Source organism: Nocardia sp. NPDC004068 (assembly GCF_042874315.1).
Lineage (GTDB): Bacteria > Actinomycetota > Actinomycetes > Mycobacteriales > Mycobacteriaceae > Nocardia.
In genome coordinates this window covers 446751-472945 of record NZ_JBIAMW010000003.1, presented here as the reverse complement: position 1 = coordinate 472945, position 26195 = coordinate 446751, and the positions used below count along the sequence as shown (strand labels likewise).

Genomic DNA, 26195 nt, shown 5'->3' with positions numbered 1-26195 from the left:
CTCACGGATGGGTGATGACGGACGGCATCGGCGTCCCGCCCCGGGCGTGGTTCGGGAAACACGGCGAGGACACCGACAGCGCCAGATCGCCGCGCGAATTCTGGGTCAGCGTCAGCAGATACACGTCGGGCGTCCCGGCGCGCAGCTGCGGCATCCCCGGATCCCGCTCGTCACGCAGCGGCCGCCAGCCCAGGTCCCGCCAGGCCCGCTCGAACAGGTCGCGGTAGTGCGCGGCGCCGTCGCCGGGCATCCCGGAGATCCAGTAGTCGGCGGCGGCGTTGTAGGGCGGATCGGGCGCGCTGTCGTCGTCGACGCAGGGCACGACCGTGGCGTCGCCGAAGACGGTGTCCGGGAAGTGCGGGTGCTGCCAGGTCAGGGCGATCGCGGCGGGCAGTCTGCGCAGGGTGTCGGTGAGGATCTCGACGATCCGCTGCCGCGCCCGCTCCTCGGTGAGGGTGGTGTCGACCGGAACGTGTTGTGTCATATCCGATTTCTCCGTTCGGGAGCCGAAGCCGTGCGCGCAGCCGGTGATCGCGACGGCCGCCGCGGCGACCAGCGCGAGCGACCCCGCCGCGCGGATCATCGCGTCGGCGTCCCGACGCCGCTGATGATCTTGCCCATATTCGTCAACGCCGAATTCCCCGGATCGAAATAGGAACTGTGTGCCCCGCGATTCCACCAGAAACCGGTCGCGTCCGAGTGGAACTGCTGGCCGTAGCCCGGGGTGGACCAGGGTTGCGGGCCGCGCACGAAGTTCGGGACGAATTTGACCGGATCGTGCGCGTTGGTCGTCACCCAGACGTGCTGGGCGTTGTCCTGGGGACGCACCCCGGTCAGATGCAGATCGGTCGGCTTGTCGACATCGATGCCGGGACTGCCGACGAGCACGATCTTGTCCGCGTCGAGGGTGTGGCTGCCGCTGGCCGCGTGCCCGATCGCGGTCGCGCCGTAGCTGTGCCCGATCACGGTATTGGACGAGCGGTCGCCCTCGTGCGTGACGCGCAACCCGGATTGGAAACCGTCCAGTGGCGCGGCGGCGGTATCGGCGTATCCGCCGTGCACGAAGTCGCTCAGCTTGGGCGGGGAGTCGTAGCCGTACCAGGCGATGGCCGAGGTCTGCTTGGACGGGTCGGCCAATTCGGCCGCGCGGCGTTCGCGTTCGGCGCGCTCCACGCCGTCGCCGATCTTGCTGAGGTCGGCCTCCACCCCCGGAACGTGGGTGACCACATTGCCCGCGGTGTCGGGATTGCGGATGGCGATCGCGGCGTGCCCGCGCCCGTCGAGCAGCGACAGCAGCCGCGGCGGTTCGCCGGGGCGGGTTTGCAGGCCCTTGGCGACGGCGTCGTACCCCGCCAGTTCGTGCTTGGCGGCATCGACCTGCTTCTGCCAGGCGTCGAGCCGGGTCTTGTCGGTCGGCTTGTGCGCCAGCAGTTCGTCGAGGCGGCGTTGCGTGTCGGCGCGCAGATCGACCAGGGTGCGGCGGTTGTAATGATCGCGGTCGGCCTGCGGGATGCCATTGCGGTTGCCCAGGAAGGGATCTCGCGCGTAGAGCGCGTCCTTCTCGGCGGGGGTGAGCTTCTCCCAGAGGTCGTGCAATTGTTTGGGATCGGTGGGGAGTTGGGCCTTGCCGTCGAGAATGGCCTGGACCTGGGGACTGATCGGCGGCCCGTCGGGATGCTTCTCGTACTGTCCGAGCTGCCCGATCGCGGTCGTGATGGCCTGTGCCGCTGTGGTTTCGGTGGTGCCGAACTGGGTGAGCAGCTTCTTCAGGCGGGACTGGAGACTGGTCGCCTGGCCGTCGAGGTTTCGCTGCATGATCGACGCGAGGGCGGGATCGATGGCGCCCGCGACGGCGGGCACCCGGGGCGCGGTGACATTGCCCGCGTTGTCGACGGTCATGCCCGCCTTCGGTATCTCGTGATCGACGAGGGTGAGCAGGGCGGACCGGGTCGCCGACAGCTGCGGGCCGTAGGAGTTGTACCGGTCGACGATCGACAGCACCCCCGTGCTCAGGTGGTTGCCCGAAAGTCGTTCGGACACCGCGCGAGTGGAGGCGGCCGACGCGCCGGTGCCCTTCCAGCCGTCCATGGCCCGGTCCACGTCGCGGGCCATCTGTTCGACGCGCCCGGTGAACGTGTCGTTCTGGGTGGTGAGATCGGCGGCGAAATCGATCATCGACTGCGGATCGCAGCCACGGACATGGCTGATGGTGGTCATGGGTCACCGGCCGCCGTTGTACCGGCTCAGTTGCGCCGCATTGGCTTTGTCGAGTTCCTCGTAGGTCTTGGCGGCGTTCGTGGTGCGGTGCGACATCGTGCGGATATTGCCGCCGATGACACCGAACGCGGCGACCACGGCGTCGTCCACCCGCTGGGACACCGCCTGGATGGGCGAATCGGGCATGCGGACCGAGGCCGTGACCTTCAGCGCGGCGATGGCGTCGGCGTGGCCGCCGAGGGTGCCGCCGAGCCGGTGCAGGATGTCGAGATCCGCTTGCAGAATCTCCCCCATGAGCTCCCCCTGTCGGAACGAAAGATGGTTGTCGGCAACAGGATTGGTCGACTGTACAACGGTGTTCGTGAAGGGGGAACCCCCGAAAACCACCGGCCGCGGGAAAAGGCGTTGCGCGGCGGGGGCCGGGCTGTCATCGTTGTGATCACACAGACGAAAGCGTCGGAAGGTTCGAGGAGGTGAAGTACGTGAACGTGATTGTTCGAGGTGCGCAGTCGCGCGGGGACGAATACCGCGGCGCCGCACGTACTTCCCTGTTCTGCCCGATGCACTGAGCCCGTCCGGGCTTCGTGCCCGATGAAAGACGGCTTTTCTCATGGTCGATCACGACCGACTCGTTCCCTACGGCTGGAATTCGGCCGTATCCGCCGCATACACAGAGCTGCTCGACACCGGCTGGGTCCCGGCCCGCGTCATCCGAATGGATCGCAGCGAGTGCGACGTCGCCACCCCCATCGGGCTCGCGCGCGCTCGGTGCCCGCGGGCGGATACCAACGTCGAGGGCCTGTGCACCGGCGATTGGGTGGTATTGGATACCGAATACGTTGTCCGGCAGCGGATTCCGCGACGCACCGCGATCGTGCGCGCGGCGGTGTCGGGGCGGTCCGAGCCGCAGGTGCTCGCCGCGAATGTCGATACGGTGCTGGTGTGCACGGCCGCCGACGGCGATGTGGACCTCGGCCGGATCGAGCGGATGCTCGCACTGGCCTGGGAATCCGGGGCGCGGCCGGTGGTCGTGCTGACCAAAGCCGATCTGGCCGTGGACATTCCGCTCGAGGCGGTGCGCGCGGTCGCGCCGGGCGCGGTCACGCTCGCGGTGAGCGCCACGATCGGACTGGGCATGGACGTGCTGGGCGCGCTGCTCGACGGCACGGTCGCGCTGCTCGGGCCCTCGGGCGCGGGGAAGTCGACGCTGGCCAACGCGTTGCTCGGCGCGGAGGTGTTCGCCACCGACGCGGTGCGGGCCGCCGACAAACGGGGGCGGCACACCACCGTGCAGCGGGAGCTGCGGCCGTTGCCCGGCGGTGGGACGCTGATCGACACGCCGGGGCTGCGCTCGGTCGGAATGTGGTCGGCCGGTGCGGGTTTGGAGCACACCTTCCGCGACGTCGAGGACCTCGCCGAACGATGCCGATTCGACGATTGCGCCCACGAGACCGAACCCGGCTGCGCGGTCCTGGCCGCCCTCGAGTCCGGGGAGCTGCCGCGCCGCCGATTCGACAGTTATCGCAAGTTGCGCCGGGAGAACGCGTGGCTCGCCGCCCGCACCGACGCCCGCCTGCGCGCCGAGCGCACCCGCATGTGGAAGAACGTGGAGCGTTCGCAGCGGGCCGTGTACCGGGAGCGGCGCTCGCGCGGTCGATAGATCGAAACGGCGGCTCGGGGTTTACGGAACGGCGGTCCCGCGGCGGGGACGGGATCGCCTAGCCTGCTAGGAGGTATCGCCCCGGGTCGGGGCGGCCGGACAGATGGGAGCAGGCTATGGGTGCGGACCGGGCGTTGGCCGGGCGGACGATGATCATGTCGGGCGGGAGCCGGGGCATCGGGCTCGAGATCGCGAAGCGGGCGGCGGCCGACGGGGCCAACATCACGCTGATCGCGAAGACCGATACGCCGCATCCCAAGCTGCCGGGCACGATCCACACCGCGGCCGCCGAACTCGAGCAGGCGGGCGGCTCGGTGCACAAGTTCGTCGGCGACGTCCGCGACGACGAGGCCGTGGCCACGGCCGTGCGGGAGACCGTGGAGCGGTTCGGCGGCATCGACATGGTCGTCAACAACGCCTCGGCCATCGACCTGTCACCGACCGAACTGCTGCCGATGAAGAAGTACGACCTCATGCAGGACATCAACTGCCGCGGCAGTTTCCTGCTGTCGAAACTGAGCATCCCCGCGCTCAAGGAGTCCGCGCAGGCCGACCGCAATCCGCACATCCTCACGCTGTCGCCGCCGCTGAACCTCGATCCGAAATGGGCCGGACAGCATCTCGGCTACACCATCGCCAAATACGGCATGTCGCTGACGACGCTGGGCCTGGCCGAGGAACTGCGGCAGTACGGCATCGGCGTCAACTCGCTGTGGCCGCGCACCACGATCGCGACCGCGGCCGTGCGCAATCTGCTCGGCGGTGAGGAGATGGTCGCCACCTCCCGCACCCCCGACATCTACGCCGACGCCGCCTACCTGGTGCTCACCTCGCCCGCGAAGGACACCACCGGCAACTTCTTCCTCGACGACGAGGTGCTCGCCGCGCACGGCGTCACCGACTTCGACAAGTACCGGGTGACGCCGGGCGACGGGCCGCTCACGACCGATCTGTTCCTGTGATGCCGTAGAGCCGCTCCCAGTTCTCGCGACTGGTGAGTTCGGGCATGGCCGCCCGGTAGCGGCGGCTCAGCTCGGGCAGGTCGCGACGGAGCTTGCGCAGCACCCGCCAGGTGCGCAGCAGCAGCGCGCGGGCACGGGCCTTGTCCCGCTTGCGGATTCGCACCCCGGACTGGGAGGCGTCGGTGACGACCACGTGATCGAACAGCGAGACGTGCCACCAGTAGGCGTCCTCGCGGGTGACGCCGACCAGTCCGGGCTGGACCTTGCCGGTCCACTGCTGGATCGCGCGCTTGATCAGGACCAGATGCGGGCGGCTCGGCTCGCCCTCGGCGCGGCGAATGCTGATGTCCGCGTTGCGAATCGGGGCCGTGGCGGCGGGATGCTTCTTGGTCTCCGGATAGTCGCCGCGGCTGGTGCGGGCGGCGGCCAGCGCCGCCATGCCGCCGTCGCGCAGCACCTCGGGGCCCTTCAGGAAATCCTCGATGCCCTGCAGGGTGGTGTGCGCCAGGCCGTACTGCATGGCCACCAGCATCTCGGCGATCTCGCGGAACAGCTGGCGGCTGATCTTCTTCGGGTCCAGATCGGTGTGCAGGGACGAGACGATCAGGGAGTTGCGCGAGGAGAAGTAGCGCGCCCAGTCGTCGAAGTCCTTCCAGTAGAAGTCGGCGTGCCAGACCGCGGCGTTGGGCAGCGTCACCGTGACGAAGCCGTGTTCGCGGGCGCGCAGGCCGTATTCGACGTCGTCCCACTGGAAGAAGATCGGGATCGGCAGCCCGATGCGGGCGACCACCTCCGCCGGGATCAGGCAGGTCCACCAGGCGTTGTAGCCCGCGTCGACGCGGCGCTCCTGCTGCTTCTTGAGCATGCTGGTGTTGCGCAACGCCTTCGACACCTTCTGGCCGTGCCGGAGGATGCCCAGGTCGGTCTCCTCGGCGCCGACGTTGAGGTAGTCGGGGTTGAGCAGGAACAGCATCTGCGCGCCGACCAGGGTCGGTTCCACCGTCATATTGGCGAAGGCGTTGAGCCGGATCACCGTTTCGGGTTCGCACAGGATGTCGTCGTCCATGAGGATGACGTCGGCGTGCTCGTTGGCCGCGGAGACCTCGTAGAGGCCGCGCGTGAACCCGCCCGCCCCACCGAGATTCGGCTGCCGCAGGTAGCGCAGCTTGTCGCCGAAGCGCGGCCGGGTCTCCCGGAACAGCGGGCGGTCCTCGACCGCGTCGGTGCCCTGATCGACCACGTACACCGCGTCGATCACGTCCAGCACCACCGGATCCGAGGCCAGCGCCGCGACGGTGTGGGCGCAGTCCTCGGCGCGGTTGAAGGTGCAGATCGCGATCGCCACCGGACGGATGTGCTCGGGCGCGGTCGCGGTCCAGGACAGTTCGCTGATCGCGAGGTCGCCGCCGACCGCGTCGAATTCGAGCCACAGCGCGCCGCCGTCGACGTACTGGTCCAGGGGCGCGCGCAGCACCACGCGGCCGTCGGCGCGCACGTCGGCGCTGGCGACGATGCGCCGGTGGCCCGCGATATCGGAGGCCGCCAACCGGATTCGGGCCAGGCCGCCGAGTTCGACGGTCAGGCCGACCTCGACCTCGGTGACGGTGGTCCAGCGCTGCCAGTAGCTCGCCGCGAAGCGGCCGAAGTAGGTGTTGGTGTGGGCGCGGGCGCCCTTGTCCACCCGGATGCTCATCCGCTCGCGATGCGCCTTACCGCCCTTGACGACCGCGTACAGCTCGTCGCTGACCTTCGGCGACGGGCCGGTGAACACCCCGCGTTGCAAAGTCAGCCGTTCCGGTGGGCGGTGGTCGCCGCGCAGCGTGGCGGGCGCGGGGTCGGCGATGCGCCGGTCGTTCTCGGTTTCGGTCACGGCCTGCCCAGCCGACTGGTCCATATCGGATTCCCTCGTAATCCCTCGATGTTCGACGCGCTGGCTGAGAATATCAACGCGCCTCGGTGCGGGCCTGCTCAGCCGCGGCGCCGGTGAATACGAATTTGTCGTAGGCCCAATAGCGGAACAGGACGGCCACGGCCTGCCCGATCAGGGTGCCGGAGATGTTGTCCGCCAACGGGGTCGACAGGTGCAGAACGTATCGGGAGAAGCCCAGACACGCCAGTTGCAGACCGATGGCGACCACATTGAACACCGCGTAGAGCAGATATTCGCGGGCCGCGCTGCCGCCCTTCTTCCCGGCGAAGGTCCACCATTTGTTGCCGAAGTAGGTGACGACCGTGGCCACCAGGATGGCGATGATCTTGGCGGGCAACGGGAAGTGGAACAACGGCCCTTCCCCGCCCGCGAACACGAGCAGGTTGTAGGTTCCGGCGTCGACGAGAAACCCGATCCCACCCACGACCAGGAAGGCCCCGCCCTTGCGCACGGCGGCAAGGATCTTGGTGACCAGCGACGCCCGCGAGGGCCCCGCCTCCTCGATCACGTACTCACTCCTGGACACCGGGCCGACGGTACCCGGCAAAGAGCACGCCGGGTACATGGGGGAGGCACGCCGGGTACATGGGGGAGGCGCGCTGGGTACATGGGGGAGGCGCGCTGGGTACATGGGGGAGGCGCGCCGGGTACACGAGGGGCAGCACGGCCCTGTACCCTCCCGGTGTTCGTATTTCACCGTCCGGTTCGAATAATGAGGGATTGACGGGGTGGACCCCACCGAGCTTCGTATCGCCGCCGTGGTGCCCTGCCACAACGAGGAGGCCGCGGTCGCCAAGGTCGTCACGGACCTCAAGGCAGCCGTGCCGGGCATCGTCGTCTACGTGTACGACAACCGCAGCACCGACGCGACCGCCGAGCGGGCGCGGGAAGCGGGAGCGGTCGTGCGCACCGAACATGTCAAGGGCAAGGGCAATGTCGTGCGGCGGGCGTTCGCCGATATCGAGGCCGACGTCTACGTGATGATCGACGGGGACGACACCTACGACGCGTTCGCCGCGCCGCTGCTGATCAAGACCCTGCTGGACGGCCCGTACGACCACGTGCTGGGCGTGCGCAAACAGGACGAGGGCGCGCAGGCGTACCGCTCCGGCCACGAGACCGGCAACAAGGTGCTCAACGGCGTGGTCGGAAAGGTGTTCGGCGAGAACGTCGAGGACATGCTCTCCGGCTACCGGGTGTTCTCCCGGCGGTTCGTCAAGAGCTTCCCGGCCGTCTCGCGCGAATTCGAGATCGAGACCGAATTGACCGTGCACTCACTGCATCTACGGGTGCCGCAGACCCAGGTGCCGGTCGGTTTCCGGGATCGGCCCGCGGGCAGCGAATCCAAATTGCGCACGTACCACGACGGTTTCAAGATCCTGGCGCTGATCATCGGATTGGCCCGGCACGAGCGGCCGGTGGCCTTCTACGGATTGTTCGGCACGGTCGCGTGGATCGTCTCGGTGATCCTGACCGTGCCGATCCTGGTGGAGTTCTACGAGATTCACCAGGTGCCGCGCTTCCCGACGCTGTTCCTCGCCTTCACCCTGTTGCTGCTGGGCAGCCTGGCGTGGACCGCCGGACTGATCCTCGACGGCATCCGCCGCTCCCGGCACGAGGCCGCGCGCCTGATGTATCTGCGCTACGCCGCGGTGGGCGAGCCGATCGCCGAGCGGGTCGGACAGGTCGACTGATGACGGCCCAGGCCGAGCGGGCGGCCGTCGAGGAGCCCGCCCCCGCCGAGCAGACCGTCGAAACGTCTTCGCGCACAACGGTTCTCGCACGGCCAACCGACTGGACGCGGCGCCACCTCGGCTTCGGCGCGGTCGCGTTCGTGCTCGTGGCCGCCGTGTTCGGCGCGGTCTTCGCGGTGCTCACCCCCGCGTTCTGGGGACACGACGAGATCACCCAGTTCGGCCGGGCCTATCAGGTCGCGCACGGCGGGTTCACGCCGCACCGCATCGCCGACGATCGCGGCGTCGCCTACGGCGGCGACGTCCCGGTGAGCATCGACGGCCTGATGAGCTACGCCTTCGACGACTACAACCACAATCCGGGCGAACCCGATCCGATGGTGGCCGATCCGCGCGCCTACGACCTGCTCGGCTCGGTGCCGGTCTCGCGGCAGACCCGGCCGGTGTGGTTCACCAACACCGCGGCCTACTCCCCCGTGCCGTATGTGCCCGCCGCCGTGGGCCTTCGGCTCGCGCAGGCCCTGGATCTGAACGTCGGCGCGACGGTCCAGCTCACCCGGTTCGCGGGGCTGCTGGCGTATCTGGTGATCGTCGGCTTCGCGCTGCGTGCCCTGCGCGCGTACCGGGTGCAGTGGCTGGCCTTCACCGTGGCCGCGCTGCCGATCGCGCTGTTCCAGGCGGGTACGGTCACCGCGGACACGATGACCAACGCGCTCGCGATCCTGGTGTCGGTCATGGTGGTCAAGGGCCTGTTCCTCGGGGCGGAGCTGACCCGGCTCGAGACCGTGGTGACGCTGGGCGCGACGCTCGCGCTGCCGCTGAGCAAGCCGACCTACGTGCTGCTGGCCATGCTCGTGGTGCTGATTCCCGCGCGGCAGTACCGGTTCGGGCAGTGGCTGCGCTGGCTGCCCTGGCTCTGCGCGGCGGTGGGCGCGGGGCTGTTCGCGGTGTGGATGAAGATCGCCGCCCCGACCGGTGACGGGATGGGCCTGATGCGCCCGCCCGCGCAATGGCATTCGGTGCGGCCGGGCGATCAGCTGCACGGGATCCTGAGCAATCCGGGGCACTTCCTGAACATCTTCACCGAGAGCATCTGGTATCGCGATCAGCGCTGGTTCACCCAGTTCTTCGGGGAACTCGGCTTCGCCTACATCGACGTTCCGGCGCTGACCGTCCTGGCGTGCCTGCTGGCGTTCACCGTGAGCGCCGGTGTGGCCGAACGGTTCTCGGCCCAGCGCTGGCGCACGGTGATCGTCGCGCTGACGGTGCTGGCCAGCGTCGCCATGATCTACGTGACGCTGTACATGTCGTTCTCGCCGGTGGACTACTACCTCGTCGACGGCGTGCAGGGCCGGTACTTCGTCCCGCTGGCCGTGGTGGGTTTCGCGGCGCTGCTGCGCTGGATGCCGTTGCGCTGGACCGACGCTCGCGGGGTGATCCCGCACCGCGGGCCCGCCATCGCGGTCGTGGTGGCGATGGTCGTCGCGCTGACGGCCGCGGCGCTGAAGTACGAGTTCCTGGTGTGGGGCTGAGCGCGACCGCTCAGAGCACCCGCTCCCCCGCGGCCGCGTAGGCGCGTTCGGTGGCCTCCTTCTGCGGCCGCCACCAGTCCTCGTGCGCGCGGTACCACTCGATGGTCGCGGCGAGGCCGGTGCGGAAATCGGAATAGCGTGGGGTCCAGCCCAATTCGTCGCGCAGCAGGCTCGCGTCGATGGCGTAGCGCTGATCGTGGCCGGGCCGATCGGTGACGTGATCGAAATCGTCCGGGTCGCGGCCGAATTCGGTCAGGATCAGCCGCACCACGGACCTGTTGTCGAGTTCGCCGTTCGCGCCGATCAGATAGGTCTGCCCGATGCGGCCGCGCTCCAGGATCGTCCACACCGCGCGGTTGTGGTCCTCGACGTGGATCCAGTCGCGCACCTGATGCCCCGCGCCGTACAGGCGCGGGCGCAGACCGTCGATCACATTGGTGATCTGGCGCGGAATGAACTTCTCCACATGTTGATAGGGCCCGTAGTTGTTGGAGCAGTTGGAGATCGTGGCCCGCACGCCGAACGAGCGCACCCAGGCCCGCACGAGCAGATCGCTCGACGCCTTGGACGCGGAATAGGGGCTCGACGGATTGTAGGGCGTGGTCTCGGTGAAGGCCGGATCGTCCGCGGCCAGATCGCCGTACACCTCGTCGGTCGAGATGTGGTGGTAGCGCACGTCGTACCGGCGCACGGCCTCCAGCAGCGCGAACGTGCCGACGATATTGGTCTGCACGAAGGGCCACGGCCGGGCGAGGGAGTTGTCGTTGTGCGATTCGGCGGCGAAATGCACGACCGCGTCCACCCCGGAGACCAACCGGTCGACGAGTTCGGCGTCGGCGATATCGCCGTGCACGAACTCGATGCGGTCCGCGATCGGCGCCAGCGAGGCGCGATTGCCCGCGTAGGTGAGCGCGTCGAGCACCACGATTCGGGTATCGGGCCGTTCGGTGACGGTCTGATGGACGAAGTTGGCGCCGATGAATCCCGCGCCCCCGGTTACGAGCAGTCGCACGCGTGCGAGCCTATCGGGTCGGCGCGCGCAACCGATTCGCCGACGGTTGTCCGAATCGCCGTCGGGCCGGGTCCCGTTGTGATCGGTACCACTCGATCGGCGATCGCTATCATCCGAAGCAGGAGCGGGTACGCCCGCTGGGAGCCGGAAAATTGTGACCTTGATCACTCAAGTATATGTAAACCTTTCGGACCTCAGGTCGGTTCGCCTCCCCAAAACCATTACGGTTACAGCGTGTTTCGCAGACCTTGCAGTCCCCAGGGACTCAATGGTGAACAAAATTTGAATGAACGGTCACGACAGGTTCACCGGGCGTTAGCGGAGCTCGAATTCGATACTCGTGTCCCCCCGAACCACTCTCTCTCGAGGTTCCACTAGAAATGCTGATGAGGAAATTCGCCGCGACGTCGGCACTGCTGATCGCCGCGCTCGGCGTGACCGCCGGTACCGTGAACGCGGCCCCGGCCGCCGACGAGGGCGTCGTCAACTACAAGTCCACGACCACCCCGACCTCGACCATCATCTCCACCGACTCCGGTTCGATGGTCGTCGAGGACGGCGTGTTCAAGATCAAGGCCGCCGACGGGTCCACCCTGGCCGGTACCGATCTGAAGTTCCGCGTCGACAACTTCGAGTTCCCGATCGCCGCCGACATCGCGGACCACACGGCCACCCTGACCCCGCAGTTCGACATCGAGCACGCGGTCTACAAGCCGGTCGCCCTGCCCTACGAGGACACCGCTCCGTGGAAGACCCCGTACGACCGTGAGCAGGCCGCCTGGAACCGCATGAAGGACACCATCTCCACCGGCGCCACCATCGGCACCCTCGTGGGTGGCATCGGCGGCGGCGCGGTCGGTTGCGTCCTCGGTGGCATCGCCGGCGCGACCGTGGCCTCGGCCGCGATCGTCGGCCTGTTCGGCGCCTTCATCCCGGCCGCCGCCATCGGCTGCCTCGGCGGCATCATCGCCGTCGGCGCCCTGGGCACCCTGGCCGGTCAGCTGCTGATCACCGCGCCGGTCGCCGTCCTGGCCGCGATCCAGTACTTCACGACGATCAACCAGCCGTTCACCCCGGCTCCGTCGAAGTAGTTCTGCTGTCGCTCAACGGTTTTCGATAACCGATGACACCAGCGCCCGCCCGGTAAGGTTCGCCGCACCGGGCGGGCGGTTGTGTTCCACCAGCTTTGGAAAGACCCATATGAAGATGAGGAAATTCGCGGCGACCTCGGCCCTGGTGATCGCCGCCCTCGGCGTGACCGCCGGAACCGTGCACGCCGCGCCCGCCGCCGCCGATGTGATCGACTTCAAGTCGACCACGACCCCGGAATCGACCGTCATCTCCACCGATGCCGGTTCCATGGTGGTCGAGGACGGCGTGTTCAAGATCAAGGCCGCCGACGGGACCACCGTGGCCGGAACGGAACTGAAGTTCCGCGTCGACGATTTCGAGTTCCCGATCGCCGCCGATATCGCGGACCACACCGCCACCCTGACCCCCCGGTTCGACACCGAGCACGCGGTCTACAAGCCGGTCGCCCTGCCCTACGAGGATCAGGCCAACTGGAAGACCCCGTACGACCGGGAGCAGGCCGCCTGGAAGCGCATGGTCGACACGATCAGCATGGGCGCGACCATCGGCACCCTGACCGGCGGCCTCACCGGTGGCGCGGTGGGCTGCGTGCTCGGCGGTATCGCCGGCGCCACGGTCGCCGCGGCGGCCATCGTCGGCCTGTTCGGTGCGTTCCTGCCCGCCGCGGCGGTCGGCTGCCTCGGCGGGATCATCGCCGTCGGTGCCCTCGGCACCCTCGTGGGGCAGCTGCTGGTGACGGCTCCCGTCGCGATCCTCGCGGCGAATCAGTACTTCACCACCGTCAACCAGCCGTTCGAGCCGACCTTCGGCGCGGCTCCGCCGGCCAAGTAACCGTTCGTCCGGGACAGACAGCACCCCCGTCCAGCACGCGCTGGGCGGGGGTGCTTTCCAATCAGGCTGTGCGAGCGACCGTTTCGGGTTCGATCCGGGCGCGGACGAAGCGGGCGACCCGGGCCAGCGCGGCCCGGCTCTCCGGCAGGCTCGGCAGAATGCTCATGAAGGCGTGCACCTGCCCGCGCCACAGCTCGAGCGAATGCGGGACGCCCGCCTCGGTGAGCCGCCGGGACATCAATTCGCAGTCGTAGCGCAGCAATTCGTCCTCGCCGACGATCAGCAGCGCGGGCGGCAACCCGGCCAGCGTGCCGTTGACCGGCGACAGCATCGGATCGACCCGGCCGTCGATCTCCGCGCCGTAGCGGACCATCCGGCGCACCGCCGACATCGGGATGTAGGCGTCCCGGGCGACATTGACGTAACCACGCTTGGCCTTGTGGTCCAGATCCAGCAGCGGCGACAGGCCGACCAGGCCCGCGGGCGTGGGCAATCCGGCCTCGATCGCCCGCAGCGCGGTCGCGAAGGTCAAATAGCCCCCGGCGGAGTCCCCGGCGAAGACGATGCGCGCCGGATCCGCGCCGTGGCCGAGCAGCCAGCGGTAGGCGGTCAAGCAGTCCTCGATCGATCCGGCGATGGAAGTGTCCGGCAATTGGCGATATTCGACGCTCACGACCGGCAGGCCGGTGCGGCGGGCGAGGCTCGCCACGATCGGGCGGTGCGAATCCAAACCGCACAGGAAGAAGCCGCCGCCGTGCAGGTACATCACCGCGCCGTGCCGCAACGCGCGGCTGCCGCCCGCCGGGCGGACGATCTCCATCCGAAATCCGCCCAGCCGCACCTGTTCTCGTTCGATCCCGCGCGGGCCCGGGCGCAGCGCGGCCAGGCCGTCGACCACATGCCGGGCCAGCGGCATGGTCTGCGGGTGGATGGGATAGCGCTTGATCACCGGACCCACCACGCCCTTGCAGGCCAGCAGCAGGGCTTGGGAGTGCAGGCTGAGCCGGTCGGGGTTGACCACCACGCCGGGATCCGGTTCGGGAACCACCTCGCCGATCGGGATCGCTACCATCGCGCACCTACCTAACTCCCGGCGCGCCGACGGGAAGGCCGAGGAACCCGGCCGGCGATGTCGGCGCTGACATCTCACACGGTGTCATTTCAGAAGACCACGCTGAAGTGACCTGTGCAACAGATATGGGCCGATCGACATCTCGCCAAACCCGTCGTGATCGTTTCGGAACCTCGCCGCGCCCCGGTCGAGGGCAACTGGCAGACTGCGTGCCATGCGCGGAATCATCCTGGCCGGTGGCACCGGGTCCCGCCTGCATCCGATCACGCGCGGGGTGAGCAAACAGCTTGTGCCGGTGTACGACAAGCCGATGGTGTACTACCCGCTCTCGACCCTCATGCTGGCCGACATCCGGGACATCCTGGTGATCACCACGCCGGAGGACGCCGACGCGTTCGGCCGATTGCTCGGCGACGGTTCGCAATACGGGGTGAGCATCAGTTATGTGGTGCAGCCGGAACCCGACGGGCTGGCCCGCGCCTTCGTGCTCGGCGCCGACCACATCGGATCCGATTCGGTCGCGCTCGTGCTGGGCGACAACATCTTCCACGGTCCCGGACTCGGCACCCGGCTGCACCGGTTCCACGGCCTCGACGGCGGCGCGGTGTTCGCGTACTGGGTGTCGGACCCCAGCGCCTACGGCGTGATCGAATTCGACCGGGGCCGCGCGGTTTCCATCGAGGAGAAGCCGAAACTGCCGCGCTCCAACTACGCCATCCCGGGGCTGTACTTCTACGACAACGACGTCGTGGAGATCGCCCGCGGTTTGCGACCGTCCGCGCGCGGGGAATACGAGATCACCGATATCAACCGGACCTACCTCGAGCAGGGGCGGTTGCAGGTGGAGGTGCTCGCGCGCGGTACCGCCTGGCTCGACACCGGCACCTTCGACTCGCTGCTGGACGCCGCCAATTACGTGCGGACGATCGAGGAGCGGCAGGGCCTGAAGATCGGGGTGCCCGAGGAGGTGGCCTGGCGCATGGGATTCATCGACGACGAGCAGCTGTGCCGCCTGGCCGAACCGCTGGTGCGGTCCGGGTACGGGAGTTATCTGCTGGGCCTGCTGGAGCGCGGACGGGATTGGTGAGCATGCGGATTCGAGAGCTGGCGGTGCCGGGGGCGTGGGAGTTCACCCCGGTCCTGCGCGGGGACGAGCGCGGCATCTTCGCCGAGACGTTCAAGGCCTCGGAGTTCGAGAAGGCGGTCGGGCGGCCCTTCGACCTGTTGCAGGTCAACACCTCCACCTCGGCGGCGGGCGTGCTGCGCGGCATCCACTACACCGAGGATCCGCCCGGCCAGGCCAAATACGTGACCTGCACGCGCGGGGCGTTCGTGGACGTGGTGGTGGATCTGCGGCCCGGATCGCCGACCTTCGGGCGGTGGGACAGCGTGCTCATCGACGATATCGATCGGCGCTCGGTCTTCCTGTCCGAGGGGCTCGGGCACGCGTTGCTCTCGCTCGCCGACGATTCGACGGTGACCTATCTGTGCTCGCTGGAGTACAGCCCCGAATTCGACCACGACATCGACGCTTTCGATCCGGAGATCGGGATCGAGTGGCCGACGGTCGGGCGGGACGGGCGGCCGTTGCGGTTCGTGCGCTCGGCCAAGGACGCCGCCGCGCCGGGCCTGCGCGCGGCCGGGTGAGATATGCCGAAAGCCGCGGCGGCGAATTCGCTTCGCGCGCCGCGGCTTTCGCGCGGTCGGTCAGGCCGCGGCCAGTTCCGGCTCCGGCTCGGTGTCGCCCACCGGCTCGGCGGACCGGCGCTTGGGCAGGAAGTGGGTCAGGGCCACGAGCGCGCCGAGGATGGCGACCACACCCGCGAACAGCAGGCCCGGGCGGTAGCCGTCGAGGATCGCCGCCGGTGAACCGTCGCCCACGCCGCCGGAGGTGACGATCGCGGTGTTGATCGCCAGCACGATCGCGGCGCCGACCTGCATGGACGTTTGCAGCACACCGGCCGCCAGCCCCTGCTCGTCGTCATCGATGCCGTTCGTGGCCTGAATGTTGATGGCGGGGAAGCCGATCCAGCCGATGCCGATCAACAGCACCGCGGGCAGGATGATCGTGAGGTAGGACGGCTCGGTGTTCAGCCGCAGGAACAGCAGGTAGCCGACGCTCATCACGACCATGGTGACCGCGATGATCGGGCCGGTGCCGAACCGGTCGACCAGCTTGTCGGAGAACACCGACGACAGCGCCACCAGCAGACCCACCGGCAGCAGGGCCATGGCCAGCTTCAGCGGGGACCAGCCCAGCGTGTCCTGGAGGTACAGGGTCACGATGAACTGCCAGCTGAAGTAGGACCCGGCGACGGCGACGATGACCAGGCTCGCCCGCACCAGCGACGCCTTGCGCAGGATGCCGAGCCGGATCAGCGGATGCCGCACCCGCCGCTCGACCGCGAGGAAGGCCGCGAACAGCACCGCCACCGCCGCGAACGAACCCACGGTCCGGGCCGAACCCCAGCCCGCCGTCGGCGCGGAGACCACGGTGTAGACCAGCAGCAGCATGGCCGCGGTGGAGAACAGCGCGCCCAGCAGGTCGTGCCCGCCCTCCTCGGCGGGCCGATCGCGCGGCACGAGCAGCGCGGCCGCCACCAGCGCCGCGAGCGCGATCGGCACCGGCAGCAGGAAGGTCCAGCGCCAGCCGAGACCGGTCATGAGCCCCCCGAACACCAGGCCCATGGAGTAGCCGCCCGCGCCGAACACGGTGTAGATGGACAACGCCTTGTTGCGGGCCGGGCCCTCGGCGAAGTTGGTGGTGATGATGGACAGGCCGGTGGGCGCGGTGAACGCCGCGGCCAGGCCCTTGACGAACCGGGTGAGGATCAGCAGCGGCCCGGAGCTGACCAGCCCGCCCGCCAGCGAGGCGACGGCGAAGATCGCCAGCGCGATCAGGAAGACCTTGCGGCGGCCGAGCAGATCGGCCGTGCGCCCGCCGAGCAGCAGCAGCCCGCCGTAACCGAGAACGTAGCCGCTGACCAGCCATTGCAGGGTCGAGGTGTTCAGGCCCAGCTCGGTGCCGATGGACGGGAGCGCGACGCCGACCATCGACACGTCGAGGCCGTCGAGGAACAGAACGATGCACAGGGTGATCAACAGGCCCCAGAGCCGGGCCGACCACCGAGTGTCGGCCGGGTGGGCCTGAAGTGTTGCCGTGGAAGTCACGATCCGGAACATTACATGCGTGTGCATTAAATGCGCAAACATTTAATGCGGTTGCATGGTCCTGTCCGGGGCACTAGGATGGCCGCATGTCCAAGCCGTCGACAGCGTCCGTCGACCGGCCCGCGATCGAGCAGCGGGTGGCGCCGACCGGACTGGTCCGCGAGTGGCGCGATCTCATGGCCAGGCACGCCAATGTCACCTGTGCGCTCGAGAAGGAATTGCAGCGGCGTCATCGCATCGGGCTCAGCGAGTTCGAGACGCTGGACCGCCTGGTGGACGCCGCGTGCGAGACCTATCGCATGAGCGAACTGGCCGCCGAGAGCCATCTGAGCCAGAGCGCGCTGTCCCGCGCGGTCGCCCGGCTCGAGCGCGAGGGGCTGGTCAGCCGCAGCATGTGCACCGACGATCGGCGCTCGATCTTCGTCTGCCTCACCGACAAGGGCCGCGCGGCGCACGCCGACGCCGCCCCGACGCACCGCGAGGTGCTCGAACAGACCCTGCGCTGATCGGAACTCAGAGCGCGGCCAGGGTCGCCTCGATCGGGTCGCGGGCGTCGACCGCGACGGCCTCGATGCTCGCCAGCGCCGCGCGGTAGCGGTCGATCTCGGCGTCCTTGTCGAAATAGGCCGAGCCGGTGAAGGTTTCGACGTAGACGACCGGGGGTTCGGCCAGTTCGCCCGTGCCGGAATCGAATTCGAGCAGGACGAACCGACCGGTGTCCATGCCCTCGTGGTAGCCGGAATCGTCGGGCACCGAACGGATTTCGACATTGGGGCGATCGCACATCCGCCGCAGATGCTCGAGCTGGCCCTTGATCACCTCGGGTCCGCCGACGCGGCGACGCAGCACGGTCTCGGTGAGCAGCGCGCGCAGCCGCACCGGATCGGTGTCGCGGGTGAGCAGCGCCTGCCGGGCCGCCCGCACCGCGACGCGGCGGTCCGTCTCGACCGACGACATGTCCGGCCGCGCGGCGGCGAGCATGGCGCGGGTGTAGTCCTCGGTCTGCAACAGGCCGGGCACCAGCTCGTTCTCGTAGGTCGACAGCCGGTAGGCGGCCTCCTCCAGCCCGATGTAGACCTCGAAGCCCTCGGCGATGACATCGCCGTACTCGGTCCACCAGCCGCGGGCCTTGGTCTCCCGGGCCAGTGCGGTGAGCGGGGCGACGAGGTCGTCGGGCGCGCCGTAGACCTTGCACATCGCCTCGACGTCCAGCCCGCGCAGCGAGGTCTGGCCGGTCTCGATGCGCCAGATCTTGGCCTCCGACCATTCCAGGCGCTGGGCGGCGACCCGGGTGGTCATGCGGGCACGATTACGGAGGTCACGAAGTCTGCGGCCCAATTGCCGCCGCGGCATCGTGGACCCGGTGATCCCCTGCGGTAGAACCATGTATCCCCCTGAGTTCCGTCCGCCGATCGTACTCGCTGTCACCGCTCGCCGAACGGCAAAACCCTTCCGGCGTATCCGAATTCGTTCCAAGAGATACGCGAAAGGATTGTTGCACAACACAATGCGGGAGGATCGGGCATAACGCCGTGTGACATCTTCCGGAATAAGGGTTTTCGTTCACTTGCGGGGCGGTCGCCTGCGGAATCGCCAGAACTGGACGGCGCGCACGTCCTCGGAGAGCTGGTTGACCGGTTCGGCGACATCGGACAACACCTGGAACAGATCGTCGGCGAGGGCGTTGATGTGCTCGACCCGGCTCGCCAGCCGGGAGGCGTTCACCAGGAACTCGAGCGCCAGGCGCACCGACGCCGCGATGGTCAGGCCGAGCGGGAGGGCCACCACGATCGCGAACCCGAGCCCCAGCACCAGCGAGTACCGCCACAGCAGCACGGTCAGCACGATCGGGACGCCCACGGCGAAGGCCAGGCCCAGCAGATAGGCCAGCGGCAGCAGGGTCCGGGTGGCCTGTCGGCGGAACTGGAGGTCGAACAGGCCGCGCGCGGCCGACGCCGCCCAGGCCGCGAACGCGCCCGGGCCGCGGAACGGTTCGGCCGGGCCGTCCTCGTCCGTCTCGCCGACGTGCCGGGCCAGGCGCCTGGTCGCCGACTCCCGCCAGGCGATCCAGTGCGGTTCCACCTCGTAATCGTCCGCGTCGGGCTCGGCGCCGACGGGCTCGTCGCTCATGCCCCGATCCTCTCCGAGATACTTGCTCGCGGCAACGCTCGTGATTTCCGGCGTGCCCGTACGGGCTCACGGGAAACACTCAGGGACAACGCAATTGCCTCGCAGGTATGGCGACGATCGTTGTCCCCGAACGAGAACAACGGATGGTTCGATAGCGAATCCGGATCAGTCCGATGATCTTGTGACACAGATGACGTCGGGCAAGAAAGTTTCGTGAAGCTGTAACACCACGGATGTCACGGCCCGATTAGTCCCATGAACACCGAAGCAGGACCTGATCTGATGCGGGGAATGGAGAAGACAGTGCGTACGACGTTTCCGACTTCCGTCCCGGCGGCGACGATGGCCGCCGCCGCGCAGGACTACATCCAGCGCGGCTGGACGGTCGCCGAAACGGCCAACGGCATCTGCCTCATCACCGACGAGAATGTGGCGGGCATCGAGGTAACCGGCGAACTCGCCGCCACCGTCCGGCGCTTCCTGCGGGCGAACAACCTCTCCGGTCCGGTGATCGAGGTCCCGGGTGCCGAGCGGCGCGAGATCCACCTGGTGACCGGCACCGCGAAGGCCGCGATGGCCATCGAGGCGCTGCGCGAGGCGGGCATCACCGTGTACACCGACGGCGACGGCATCCCGTTGCCCCCCACCCAGCTCTCGGCGGGCTCCGCCTGCTGGGGCGTCGCCCCGAGCGAGGCCCGCTGGGTTCCGCCGGTGGTCGCGGTCGCCGCGGCCGTCCGGGCCGCCGCCTCCGGCCGCAAGCCGCAGGGCGTCCGGCTCGCCAGCTGACACCGACTTACCTGAACCGCGAGGGCCATGCGCCCTCGCGGTTCGTTGTTGTGGGGGTCCTCGTCTTCCGGCCTGGGGGCCGGAAGACGAGGAACATGAGGGGGCCGGAGGGCCGGGCGGGGGCGGAGGGCTGAGCCGGGGACGGGACCGGGGTCGAGGCGAGGGCCCCTATGTCCGGCGGTTACTTTTTGCCCGGATCTGTTTCCCTGGGCCGCCGGGCCGGTGATGATGGGGGTATGACGAGCGTCACCGAGGGAAATCGGAAGTTGTTGCGGACCTGCCCGTTGTGTGAGGCGGTGTGCGGGTTGGAGGTGACGGTCGACTCGGGGGATCGGGTGGTGGGGGTGCGGGGGGATCGGGAGGATCCGTTCAGTAGGGGGTTCATCTGTCCCAAGGGGGCCAGTCTCGGGCGGTTGGACGAGGATCCGGATCGGTTGAGCGAGCCGATGATTCGCGATCGCGGGACCGGGGAGTGGCGGACCGCCTCGTGGGACGAGGCGTTCGACCTGATCGCGGAGCGGATTCCGGCGCTGCTGGCCGAGCACGGGCGGCAGGCGGCGGCGCTGTACGTGGGAAACCCCAACGCGCACACCATCGCCGGGAGCATGTACCTGCCCGCGCTGATCCGGGCGCTGAGCACGCGCAATCTGTACTCGGCCAGTACCGCGGACCAGATGCCCAAGCAGGTGGCCTCGGGGCTGATGTTCGGCGATCCGCTGACCGTGCCGGTGCCCGATCTCGACCGCACCGATTATCTGCTCATGCTGGGCGCCAACCCGCTCGAATCCAACGGATCACTGTGCACCGCACCGGATTTCCCGGGCCGGTTGAAGGCGCTGCGGCAGCGGGGCGGCCGGTTGGTCGTGGTCGATCCCCGGCGTACCCGCACCGCCAAAATCGCCGACGAGCACGTGTTCGTCCGCCCGGGCAGCGACGCCTACCTGCTGTTCGGCATCGTCCGCACGCTGTTCGCGGAGGAACTGACCGACGTGCGCGTCGACGCCGCGGGCATCGACGAGGTCCGCGCCGCCGCCGAACCGTTCACCCCGGAGGTGGTGGCCGCGCGCACCGGCGTCCCGGCCGAGACCGTCGTGCGACTGGCCCGCGAACTCGCGGCCGCGCCGACCGCGGCGGTCTACGCGCGGATCGGCACGTGCACGGCCGAATTCGGCACGCTGACCCAGTGGCTGGTCGACGTGCTCAACGTGCTCACCGGCAATCTGGACCGGCCCGGCGGGGCCATGTTCGCCACCCCGGCCGCGCTCGGCATCGTGCGCACCCGCCCGTTCCGCACCGGCCGCTGGACCAGCCGGGTGCGCGAATTGCCCGAGGCCATGGGCGAATTCCCGGTCGCGACGCTGGCCGACGAGATCATCACACCCGGCGCGGGGCAGGTGCGCGCGCTGATCACCGTCGCGGGCAATCCGGTGCTGTCCGCGCCGAGCGGGGCGCGGCTGGCGGCGGCGCTGGACCGGCTCGAGTTCATGGTCAGCGTCGATCGGTACCTCAACGAGACCACCCGGCACGCCGATGTCATCCTGCCGCCGCCGCGCACCTTCCAGGCCCCGCACTACGATTTCGCGCTGCTGGCGTTCGCGGTGCGCGACTACACCCGGTACTCCCGCCCGCTGCTGCCGCTCGGCGACCGGCCCTCCGAACCGCACATCCTGGCGCGGCTGGCGCTGGCCATCTCGGGTCAATCGCCCGAACCCGGTCGCGATCCCGTGGCGACCGTCGACGAGTTGATCATCGCGGGCACCCTGCACAAGGCGGGCATGCTGGACCGGCGCGACGAACTCCAGGGCGCCGACACCACCGAACAGCGCATCGACATGATGCTCAAACTCGGCCCCTACGGCGAATGGCGCGGCGGCACGCTGAATCTGCGAGCGCTGCTGGACAATCCGCACGGCATCGACCTCGGCCCGCTGCGACCGCGGCTGCCCGAGATCCTGCTCACAGCCTCGAAGAGGGTGGAACTCGCCCCGCCGCAACTGCTCGCCGACGTCGAGCGATTGCGCGCCAAACTCGACGAGGCCGCCCCGGAGGTCGTGCTGATCGGGCGGCGGCAGCTGCGCTCGAACAACAGCTGGCTGCACAATGTCTCGACGCTGGTCGGCGGGTCCAACACCTGCACCCTGCACATCCACCCCGACGACGTGTCCCGCCTCGGCCTCGACGACCACGCGGTGATCAAATCGGCGGCGGGCAGTCTCACCGTGCCGCTCGAGCCGACCGACGAGATCATGCCGGGCGTGGTCAGCCTCCCGCACGGCTGGGGGCACGGCGACAGCACGCAGTCGGTGGCCCGCGCGCACGCCGGGGTGAACGCCAATGTGCTGACCGATGATTCGCTGGTCGACGTGCCGTCGGGCAACGCGGTCTTCAACGGGGTGCCGGTCACGCTGTCCCCCGCCTGATCCGACCGGTCGGGTTCCACGAAAATCGGGCGGTTCCAAGCGAACTCGCCCGTGGCCGGGCCGGGGGCATTAGCATCGGTTCGGCAAACGCTCGGCGCCGAGGTCGCCAGGTGCCGTCTTTCGAATCTCGAGGGGATGCGGCATGTCCGGTGGGCGGTACGGCAGCGACGGCGAGCGCGAACTCCAGGACCGGCTCGGCACCCGCGAGCGCGCCGAACGCTTCTACGCCGACCAGGTGCTCGACCGGCTGAATCCCCGGATGATCGAATTCGTGCGGAGGATGGACATGGCCTTCATCGCCACCGCCGATCGGCGCGGGGAATGCGACGCGAGCTTCCGCGCGGGCCGACCCGGCTTCCTGCACGTCCTCGACGAGCGCACCCTCGCCTATCCGGAGTACCGCGGCAACGGCGTAATGGCCAGTCTGGGCAACATTCTGGAGAATCCGCATGTGGCGATCCTGGTGCTGGACTTCGTCGAGGAGCTGATCGGCCTGCACATCAACGGCGCCGCGCGCATCGTCGACGACGCCGTGCTGCGGCACTGCGTGCCCGACCTGCCGCCGCACGAACGCGGCCGGATCGCCGAACGCTGGGTGGTCGTCGACGTCGAGGAGGCGTACATCCACTGCCGCAAGCACATTCCGCGCCTGGCGCCCGCGAGCCGGGAGGACCGGATGTGGGGCACCGACAACGTGCGCGCCAAGGGGGGTGACTTCTTCGGCGCGAAGGCCGAATCGGCGGTGGGGGTCAGCGGATCTTGAAGATCACCGCGCGCTGCACGATGAAGTTGATCACGGTCGCGGTGCCCTGGGCGACGACGAACGCCAGCGGCTTGCGCCACCATTCGTCGGCCAGCGCGTAGAACAGGATCTGGTTGATGCCCACCTGGACGGCGAAGGTGACCGCGTAGAGCGCGACGACCGCGAGGAAGCGCGCGCGACTGGGTTCGGCCCGGAAGGTCCAGCGCCGGTTGATGAGATACGCCGTGGTCGTGCCCGCGATGAAGCTGATCGACTTGGCCACCGCGACCGGCAGTCCGGCAGCCTCGAGCAACAGCATGTAGAGGCCGAAGTCGATGATCGCGGAGAAGCCGCCGGACAGGACGAACCGGACGATCTGCGTCTTCAGATCGACCGCCGTGCCGCCGGGCTCGTCGACCAGGGGCAGTTCGGGCGGCAGGGGCAGCTGGGGTTCCGCGGTCACGGCCACGAGCCTAACCGCCGGGGCGGTCACGACAAACGGACCAATGGTCTGTCATACCTGTAGCCTCTATGCCGATGTCCACGAAAGCTCAGACCTCCACCGCCGCGGGTTCTGCCGACACGGCGAGCGACGCCGTGCCCGAATTGCCGACGCGCACCCGCAGGCTGACCGGCTGGGGTCGCACCGCACCAACCTCCGCCGAAGTGCTCGCCACCAGCGATCCGGAGGTGATCGCGCAGGCCGTTCGGATGGTGGCCGAGGACAACGAGTCCAAGCCGCCGCACCTGCGGCGCGGGATCATCGCGCGCGGACTCGGCCGCTCCTACGGCGACAACGCGCAGAACGCGGGCGGACTCGTCGTCGATATGACCGCGCTGAACAACATTCACCGCATCGACCGCGACACCCGCCTGGTGGACGTGGACGCGGGCGTCAACCTGGACCAGCTGATGAAGGCCGCGCTGCCGTTCGGGCTGTGGGTTCCGGTGCTGCCCGGCACCCGGCAGGTGACCGTCGGCGGGGCCATCGGCTCCGACATCCACGGCAAGAACCATCACAGCGCGGGCAGTTTCGGCAATCACGTGCGCTCGATGGATCTGCTCACCGCGGACGGCACTGTCCACCACATCACCCCCAAGCGCAACGCGAAACTGTTCTGGGCCACCGTCGGCGGCTGCGGGCTGACCGGCATCATCCTGCGCGCGACCATCGAGATGACGCCGACCGAGACGGCGTACTTCATCGCCGACGGCGACGTCACCGCGACCCTGGACGAGACCATCGCCTTCCACAGCGACGGGTCGGAGGACCGGTACGAGTACAGCTCGGCGTGGTTCGACGCGATCAGCCCCGAGCCGAAACTGGGGCGGGCGGCCATCTCTCGCGGCAATCTGGCGAAACTGGATGAGCTGCCGAAGAAGTTGCGGGCCGATCCGCTGCGGTTCAACGGCAAGACGTTCTTCACGCTGCCGGACGTGTTCCCGAACGGGCTGGCCAACAAGTACACCTTCACCCCGATCGGTGAACTCTGGTACCGCAAGTCGGGCACCTATCGCGGCAAGGTGCAGAATCTGACGCAGTTCTATCATCCGCTGGACATGCTGGGTGAGTGGAATCGCGGGTACGGTTCCAACGGGTTCCTGCAGTACCAGTTCGTGGTGCCGCCGGAGGCCGTGGAGGAGTTCAAGAGCATCATCCGCGATATCCAGGCGTCGGGGTTCTATTCGTTCCTCAACGTGTTCAAGCTGTTCGGGCCGGGAAACCAAGCGCCGCTGAGCTTTCCGATGCCGGGCTGGAACATCTGCGTGGACTTCCCGATCAAGGCGGGGCTCAACGAGTTCGTGACCGAATTGGACCGGCGGGTACTGGAATTCGGCGGTCGGCTGTACACCGGGAAGGATTCGCGCACCACCGCGGAGACCTTCCATCAGATGTATCCCCGGATCGACGAGTGGATCAAGGTCCGCCGGAACATCGATCCCACAGGCGTTTTCATGTCCGATATGGCGAGAAGGCTGGAGCTGCACTAGTGATCAACGCGGTCGGAAATCCGCAATCGATTCTGCTCCTGGGTGGCACCTCGGAGATCGGTCTCGCGATCGTGGCCGAGTACCTGAAGAAGGGCCCGGCCCGGGTCGTCCTCGCGGCGTTGCCCGACGACCCGCTGCGCGCGGAATCGGTCGCGCGCGTCGAGGCCGCCGGGGCCAGCAAGGTCGAGCTGCTCGACTTCGACGCGCTCGAGACCGACGACCACCCCAAGGTGATCGAGGCGGCCTGGGCCGAGGGCGATATCGACGTCGCGATCGTGGCCTTCGGCATCGACGGCGACGGCGAGGAGTTCTGGCAGAACCAGCGCAAGGCCGTGCTGATGGCCGGGATCAACTACACCGCCGCCGTCTCGGTCGGCGTGCTGCTCGGCGAGAAGATGAAGGCCCAGGGCTACGGCCGCATCCTGGCCATGTCCTCGGTCGCGGGCGAACGCGTCCGCCGCTTCAACTTCGTCTACGGCTCCACCAAGGCGGGCCTGGACGGCTTCTACCTCGGCCTCGGCGAGGCCCTCGCCCCCTTCGGCCCCCGCGTCACGGTCATCCGCCCGGGCCAAGTCCGCACCAAACTGTCGGCGCATGTGCAGGAGAACGCGCTGACGGTGGACAAGGAGGAGGTCGCGGCGCTGGCGGTGGCGGCCTCCGATCGTGGTCGCGAGATCGTCTGGGCACCCGGGACTTTCCGGTGGGTGATGATGGTGTTGCGGCATATCCCGCGGCCTGTTTTTCGGCGGTTGCCTATTTGAGTCCTCGGGTCGGCGCCTGGGGGCGCCGACCCGAGGAACAAGGGGGGCGGGGCCGCCGACCCGAGGAACACGGGGGCGGGGCCGCCCGACTGGGCTTTCTTTCTTGTCCCTGCCCGGTGCCCGCCAGGGCGCCGGGGAGGGTGGTTAGGCTGGCGCACGGCTTAACCGGGCGAGAGGGAAAGCGGAGGCGG

General features: G+C 68.6%; 25 protein-coding genes. 14 read left to right on the top strand and 11 right to left on the bottom strand.

Translation table 11 applies throughout. The features are described 5' to 3' along the window. Window position 1: 1 nt before the first annotated feature. The 3 genes from ACFYTQ_RS09690 to ACFYTQ_RS09680 are packed head-to-tail and all read right to left on the bottom strand — an operon-like array spanning window position 2 to window position 2511. Complete coding sequence (locus ACFYTQ_RS09690) at window positions 2-583, bottom strand: hypothetical protein (protein ID WP_387358748.1); 582 nt, start codon at window positions 581-583, stop codon at window positions 2-4. Beyond that, a complete protein-coding gene (locus tag ACFYTQ_RS09685; protein WP_387358746.1) occupies window positions 580-2217 on the bottom strand; it encodes an alpha/beta hydrolase in 1638 nt (545 codons plus the stop codon). The genes ACFYTQ_RS09690 and ACFYTQ_RS09685 overlap by 4 nt, the downstream gene beginning before the upstream one ends. Before the next feature lie 3 nt (window positions 2218-2220). Beyond that, a complete protein-coding gene (locus tag ACFYTQ_RS09680; RefSeq protein WP_387358745.1) occupies window positions 2221-2511 on the bottom strand; it encodes a hypothetical protein in 291 nt (96 codons plus the stop codon). Between the two features lie 316 nt (window positions 2512-2827). Here ACFYTQ_RS09680 and rsgA point away from each other — a divergent pair, with 316 nt between their 5' ends. Together rsgA and ACFYTQ_RS09670 are read left to right on the top strand one after the other, a co-directional pair. Continuing rightward, window positions 2828-3877, top strand: coding sequence for a ribosome small subunit-dependent GTPase A (gene rsgA / locus ACFYTQ_RS09675; RefSeq protein ID WP_387358743.1), 1050 nt, complete (start codon window positions 2828-2830; stop codon window positions 3875-3877). Between the two features lie 116 nt (window positions 3878-3993). Beyond that, window positions 3994-4839 carry an SDR family oxidoreductase gene (locus ACFYTQ_RS09670; protein ID WP_387358741.1) on the top strand — a complete coding sequence of 282 codons (846 nt, stop codon included), beginning with the start codon at window positions 3994-3996 and terminating at the stop codon, window positions 4837-4839. On the opposite strand, the gene ACFYTQ_RS09665 is transcribed toward ACFYTQ_RS09670, so the two are convergent. Further along, window positions 4817-6733: a glycosyltransferase gene (locus ACFYTQ_RS09665; RefSeq protein ID WP_387358739.1), complete on the bottom strand. Its 1917-nt coding sequence runs from the start codon at window positions 6731-6733 to the stop codon at window positions 4817-4819. The two genes, ACFYTQ_RS09670 and ACFYTQ_RS09665, sit on opposite strands and share 23 nt — an antisense overlap. A gap of 49 nt (window positions 6734-6782) precedes the next feature. Then, entirely contained in the window at window positions 6783-7295 is a 513-nt protein-coding gene (locus tag ACFYTQ_RS09660; protein WP_387358737.1) for a GtrA family protein, read from the bottom strand. 202 nt (window positions 7296-7497) lie between these two features. Between ACFYTQ_RS09660 and ACFYTQ_RS09655 the strand changes: the two genes are divergently transcribed. Both ACFYTQ_RS09655 and ACFYTQ_RS09650 read left to right on the top strand, forming a co-directional pair. Continuing rightward, complete coding sequence (locus ACFYTQ_RS09655; RefSeq protein ID WP_387358735.1) at window positions 7498-8463, top strand: glycosyltransferase; 966 nt, start codon at window positions 7498-7500, stop codon at window positions 8461-8463. Further along, window positions 8463-9995 carry a DUF2142 domain-containing protein gene (locus ACFYTQ_RS09650; RefSeq protein ID WP_387358733.1) on the top strand — a complete coding sequence of 511 codons (1533 nt, stop codon included), beginning with the start codon at window positions 8463-8465 and terminating at the stop codon, window positions 9993-9995. The genes ACFYTQ_RS09655 and ACFYTQ_RS09650 overlap by 1 nt, the downstream gene beginning before the upstream one ends. 10 nt (window positions 9996-10005) lie before the next feature. On the opposite strand, the gene rfbB is transcribed toward ACFYTQ_RS09650, so the two are convergent. Continuing rightward, window positions 10006-11007 (bottom strand): dTDP-glucose 4,6-dehydratase, encoded by a 1002-nt coding sequence (rfbB, locus tag ACFYTQ_RS09645; RefSeq protein WP_387358731.1) that lies wholly within the window; start codon window positions 11005-11007, stop codon window positions 10006-10008. A gap of 380 nt (window positions 11008-11387) precedes the next feature. On the opposite strand from rfbB, the gene ACFYTQ_RS09640 reads away from it, so the two are divergent. Together ACFYTQ_RS09640 and ACFYTQ_RS09635 are read left to right on the top strand one after the other, a co-directional pair. Then, window positions 11388-12098, top strand: coding sequence for a hypothetical protein (locus ACFYTQ_RS09640; protein WP_387358729.1), 711 nt, complete (start codon window positions 11388-11390; stop codon window positions 12096-12098). A gap of 109 nt (window positions 12099-12207) precedes the next feature. Further along, on the top strand, window positions 12208-12930 hold the full coding sequence (locus tag ACFYTQ_RS09635) for a hypothetical protein (protein ID WP_387358727.1): 723 nt from the start codon (window positions 12208-12210) through the stop codon (window positions 12928-12930). Window positions 12931-12991: 61 nt separating this feature from the next. Here ACFYTQ_RS09635 and ACFYTQ_RS09630 read toward each other — a convergent pair whose 3' ends face one another. Beyond that, a complete protein-coding gene (locus ACFYTQ_RS09630) occupies window positions 12992-14002 on the bottom strand; it encodes an alpha/beta hydrolase (protein ID WP_387358725.1) in 1011 nt (336 codons plus the stop codon). A 214-nt stretch (window positions 14003-14216) separates the two neighbouring features. On the opposite strand from ACFYTQ_RS09630, the gene rfbA reads away from it, so the two are divergent. Together rfbA and ACFYTQ_RS09620 are read left to right on the top strand one after the other, a co-directional pair. Further along, window positions 14217-15089 (top strand): glucose-1-phosphate thymidylyltransferase RfbA, encoded by an 873-nt coding sequence (gene rfbA / locus ACFYTQ_RS09625; protein ID WP_387358723.1) that lies wholly within the window; start codon window positions 14217-14219, stop codon window positions 15087-15089. A gap of 2 nt (window positions 15090-15091) precedes the next feature. After that, window positions 15092-15649 carry a dTDP-4-dehydrorhamnose 3,5-epimerase family protein gene (locus ACFYTQ_RS09620; RefSeq protein WP_387358721.1) on the top strand — a complete coding sequence of 186 codons (558 nt, stop codon included), beginning with the start codon at window positions 15092-15094 and terminating at the stop codon, window positions 15647-15649. A 60-nt stretch (window positions 15650-15709) separates the two neighbouring features. On the opposite strand, the gene ACFYTQ_RS09615 is transcribed toward ACFYTQ_RS09620, so the two are convergent. Then, the gene (locus ACFYTQ_RS09615; RefSeq protein WP_387358719.1) at window positions 15710-17173 is read right to left on the bottom strand and encodes an MFS transporter; all 1464 of its coding nucleotides are present in this window, start codon (window positions 17171-17173) and stop codon (window positions 15710-15712) included. Window positions 17174-17259: 86 nt separating this feature from the next. Between ACFYTQ_RS09615 and ACFYTQ_RS09610 the strand changes: the two genes are divergently transcribed. Next, complete coding sequence (locus tag ACFYTQ_RS09610) at window positions 17260-17679, top strand: MarR family winged helix-turn-helix transcriptional regulator (RefSeq protein WP_387358717.1); 420 nt, start codon at window positions 17260-17262, stop codon at window positions 17677-17679. Window positions 17680-17686: 7 nt separating this feature from the next. Here ACFYTQ_RS09610 and ACFYTQ_RS09605 read toward each other — a convergent pair whose 3' ends face one another. Further along, window positions 17687-18526, bottom strand: coding sequence for a helix-turn-helix domain-containing protein (locus ACFYTQ_RS09605; RefSeq protein WP_387359199.1), 840 nt, complete (start codon window positions 18524-18526; stop codon window positions 17687-17689). A gap of 210 nt (window positions 18527-18736) precedes the next feature. Then, window positions 18737-19303, bottom strand: a complete 567-nt coding sequence (locus ACFYTQ_RS09600) for a DUF4282 domain-containing protein (RefSeq protein WP_387358715.1) — start codon at window positions 19301-19303, stop codon at window positions 18737-18739. A gap of 291 nt (window positions 19304-19594) precedes the next feature. Here ACFYTQ_RS09600 and ACFYTQ_RS09595 point away from each other — a divergent pair, with 291 nt between their 5' ends. The 3 genes from ACFYTQ_RS09595 to ACFYTQ_RS09585 all read left to right on the top strand — a co-directional run bounded on the left by ACFYTQ_RS09595 (window position 19595) and on the right by ACFYTQ_RS09585 (window position 23272). Continuing rightward, window positions 19595-20089: a hypothetical protein gene (locus ACFYTQ_RS09595; protein WP_387358713.1), complete on the top strand. Its 495-nt coding sequence runs from the start codon at window positions 19595-19597 to the stop codon at window positions 20087-20089. A gap of 236 nt (window positions 20090-20325) precedes the next feature. Continuing rightward, complete coding sequence (locus ACFYTQ_RS09590; protein WP_387358711.1) at window positions 20326-22509, top strand: molybdopterin-dependent oxidoreductase; 2184 nt, start codon at window positions 20326-20328, stop codon at window positions 22507-22509. A 142-nt stretch (window positions 22510-22651) separates the two neighbouring features. Next, window positions 22652-23272, top strand: a complete 621-nt coding sequence (locus ACFYTQ_RS09585; RefSeq protein ID WP_387358709.1) for a pyridoxamine 5'-phosphate oxidase family protein — start codon at window positions 22652-22654, stop codon at window positions 23270-23272. On the opposite strand, the gene ACFYTQ_RS09580 is transcribed toward ACFYTQ_RS09585, so the two are convergent. After that, window positions 23259-23714 (bottom strand): GtrA family protein, encoded by a 456-nt coding sequence (locus tag ACFYTQ_RS09580; protein WP_387358707.1) that lies wholly within the window; start codon window positions 23712-23714, stop codon window positions 23259-23261. The genes ACFYTQ_RS09585 and ACFYTQ_RS09580 overlap by 14 nt on opposite strands. Window positions 23715-23788: 74 nt before the next feature. Here ACFYTQ_RS09580 and ACFYTQ_RS09575 point away from each other — a divergent pair, with 74 nt between their 5' ends. Beyond that, window positions 23789-25243, top strand: a complete 1455-nt coding sequence (locus ACFYTQ_RS09575; protein ID WP_387358705.1) for an FAD-binding protein — start codon at window positions 23789-23791, stop codon at window positions 25241-25243. Then, window positions 25243-26004 (top strand): decaprenylphospho-beta-D-erythro-pentofuranosid-2-ulose 2-reductase, encoded by a 762-nt coding sequence (locus ACFYTQ_RS09570; protein ID WP_387358703.1) that lies wholly within the window; start codon window positions 25243-25245, stop codon window positions 26002-26004. The genes ACFYTQ_RS09575 and ACFYTQ_RS09570 overlap by 1 nt, the downstream gene beginning before the upstream one ends. Window positions 26005-26195: the final 191 nt, after the last annotated feature.

Excerpts from the sequence above, each read along its gene's own strand:
- ACFYTQ_RS09635 (WP_387358727.1), top strand. The coding sequence starts at position 12,208 with ATGAAGATGAGGAAATTCGCGGCGACCTCGGCCCTGGTGATCGCCGCC.
- rfbA (WP_387358723.1), top strand. The coding sequence starts at position 14,217 with ATGCGCGGAATCATCCTGGCCGGTGGCACCGGGTCCCGCCTGCATCCG.
- ACFYTQ_RS09620 (WP_387358721.1), top strand. The coding sequence starts at position 15,092 with ATGCGGATTCGAGAGCTGGCGGTGCCGGGGGCGTGGGAGTTCACCCCG.
- ACFYTQ_RS09640 (WP_387358729.1), top strand. The coding sequence starts at position 11,388 with ATGCTGATGAGGAAATTCGCCGCGACGTCGGCACTGCTGATCGCCGCG.
- ACFYTQ_RS09685 (WP_387358746.1), bottom strand. The coding sequence starts at position 2,217 with ATGACCACCATCAGCCATGTCCGTGGCTGCGATCCGCAGTCGATGATC.
- ACFYTQ_RS09630 (WP_387358725.1), bottom strand. The coding sequence starts at position 14,002 with ATGGTAGCGATCCCGATCGGCGAGGTGGTTCCCGAACCGGATCCCGGC.
- ACFYTQ_RS09595 (WP_387358713.1), top strand. The coding sequence starts at position 19,595 with ATGGAGAAGACAGTGCGTACGACGTTTCCGACTTCCGTCCCGGCGGCG.
- ACFYTQ_RS09610 (WP_387358717.1), top strand. The coding sequence starts at position 17,260 with ATGTCCAAGCCGTCGACAGCGTCCGTCGACCGGCCCGCGATCGAGCAG.
- ACFYTQ_RS09650 (WP_387358733.1), top strand. The coding sequence starts at position 8,463 with ATGACGGCCCAGGCCGAGCGGGCGGCCGTCGAGGAGCCCGCCCCCGCC.
- rsgA (WP_387358743.1), top strand. The coding sequence starts at position 2,828 with ATGGTCGATCACGACCGACTCGTTCCCTACGGCTGGAATTCGGCCGTA.
- ACFYTQ_RS09690 (WP_387358748.1), bottom strand. The coding sequence starts at position 583 with ATGATCCGCGCGGCGGGGTCGCTCGCGCTGGTCGCCGCGGCGGCCGTC.
- ACFYTQ_RS09600 (WP_387358715.1), bottom strand. The coding sequence starts at position 19,303 with ATGAGCGACGAGCCCGTCGGCGCCGAGCCCGACGCGGACGATTACGAG.
- ACFYTQ_RS09590 (WP_387358711.1), top strand. The coding sequence starts at position 20,326 with ATGACGAGCGTCACCGAGGGAAATCGGAAGTTGTTGCGGACCTGCCCG.
- ACFYTQ_RS09605 (WP_387359199.1), bottom strand. The coding sequence starts at position 18,526 with ATGCCGCGGCGGCAATTGGGCCGCAGACTTCGTGACCTCCGTAATCGT.
- ACFYTQ_RS09680 (WP_387358745.1), bottom strand. The coding sequence starts at position 2,511 with ATGGGGGAGATTCTGCAAGCGGATCTCGACATCCTGCACCGGCTCGGC.
- ACFYTQ_RS09665 (WP_387358739.1), bottom strand. The coding sequence starts at position 6,733 with ATGGACCAGTCGGCTGGGCAGGCCGTGACCGAAACCGAGAACGACCGG.
- ACFYTQ_RS09575 (WP_387358705.1), top strand. The coding sequence starts at position 23,789 with ATGTCCACGAAAGCTCAGACCTCCACCGCCGCGGGTTCTGCCGACACG.
- ACFYTQ_RS09585 (WP_387358709.1), top strand. The coding sequence starts at position 22,652 with ATGTCCGGTGGGCGGTACGGCAGCGACGGCGAGCGCGAACTCCAGGAC.
- ACFYTQ_RS09670 (WP_387358741.1), top strand. The coding sequence starts at position 3,994 with ATGGGTGCGGACCGGGCGTTGGCCGGGCGGACGATGATCATGTCGGGC.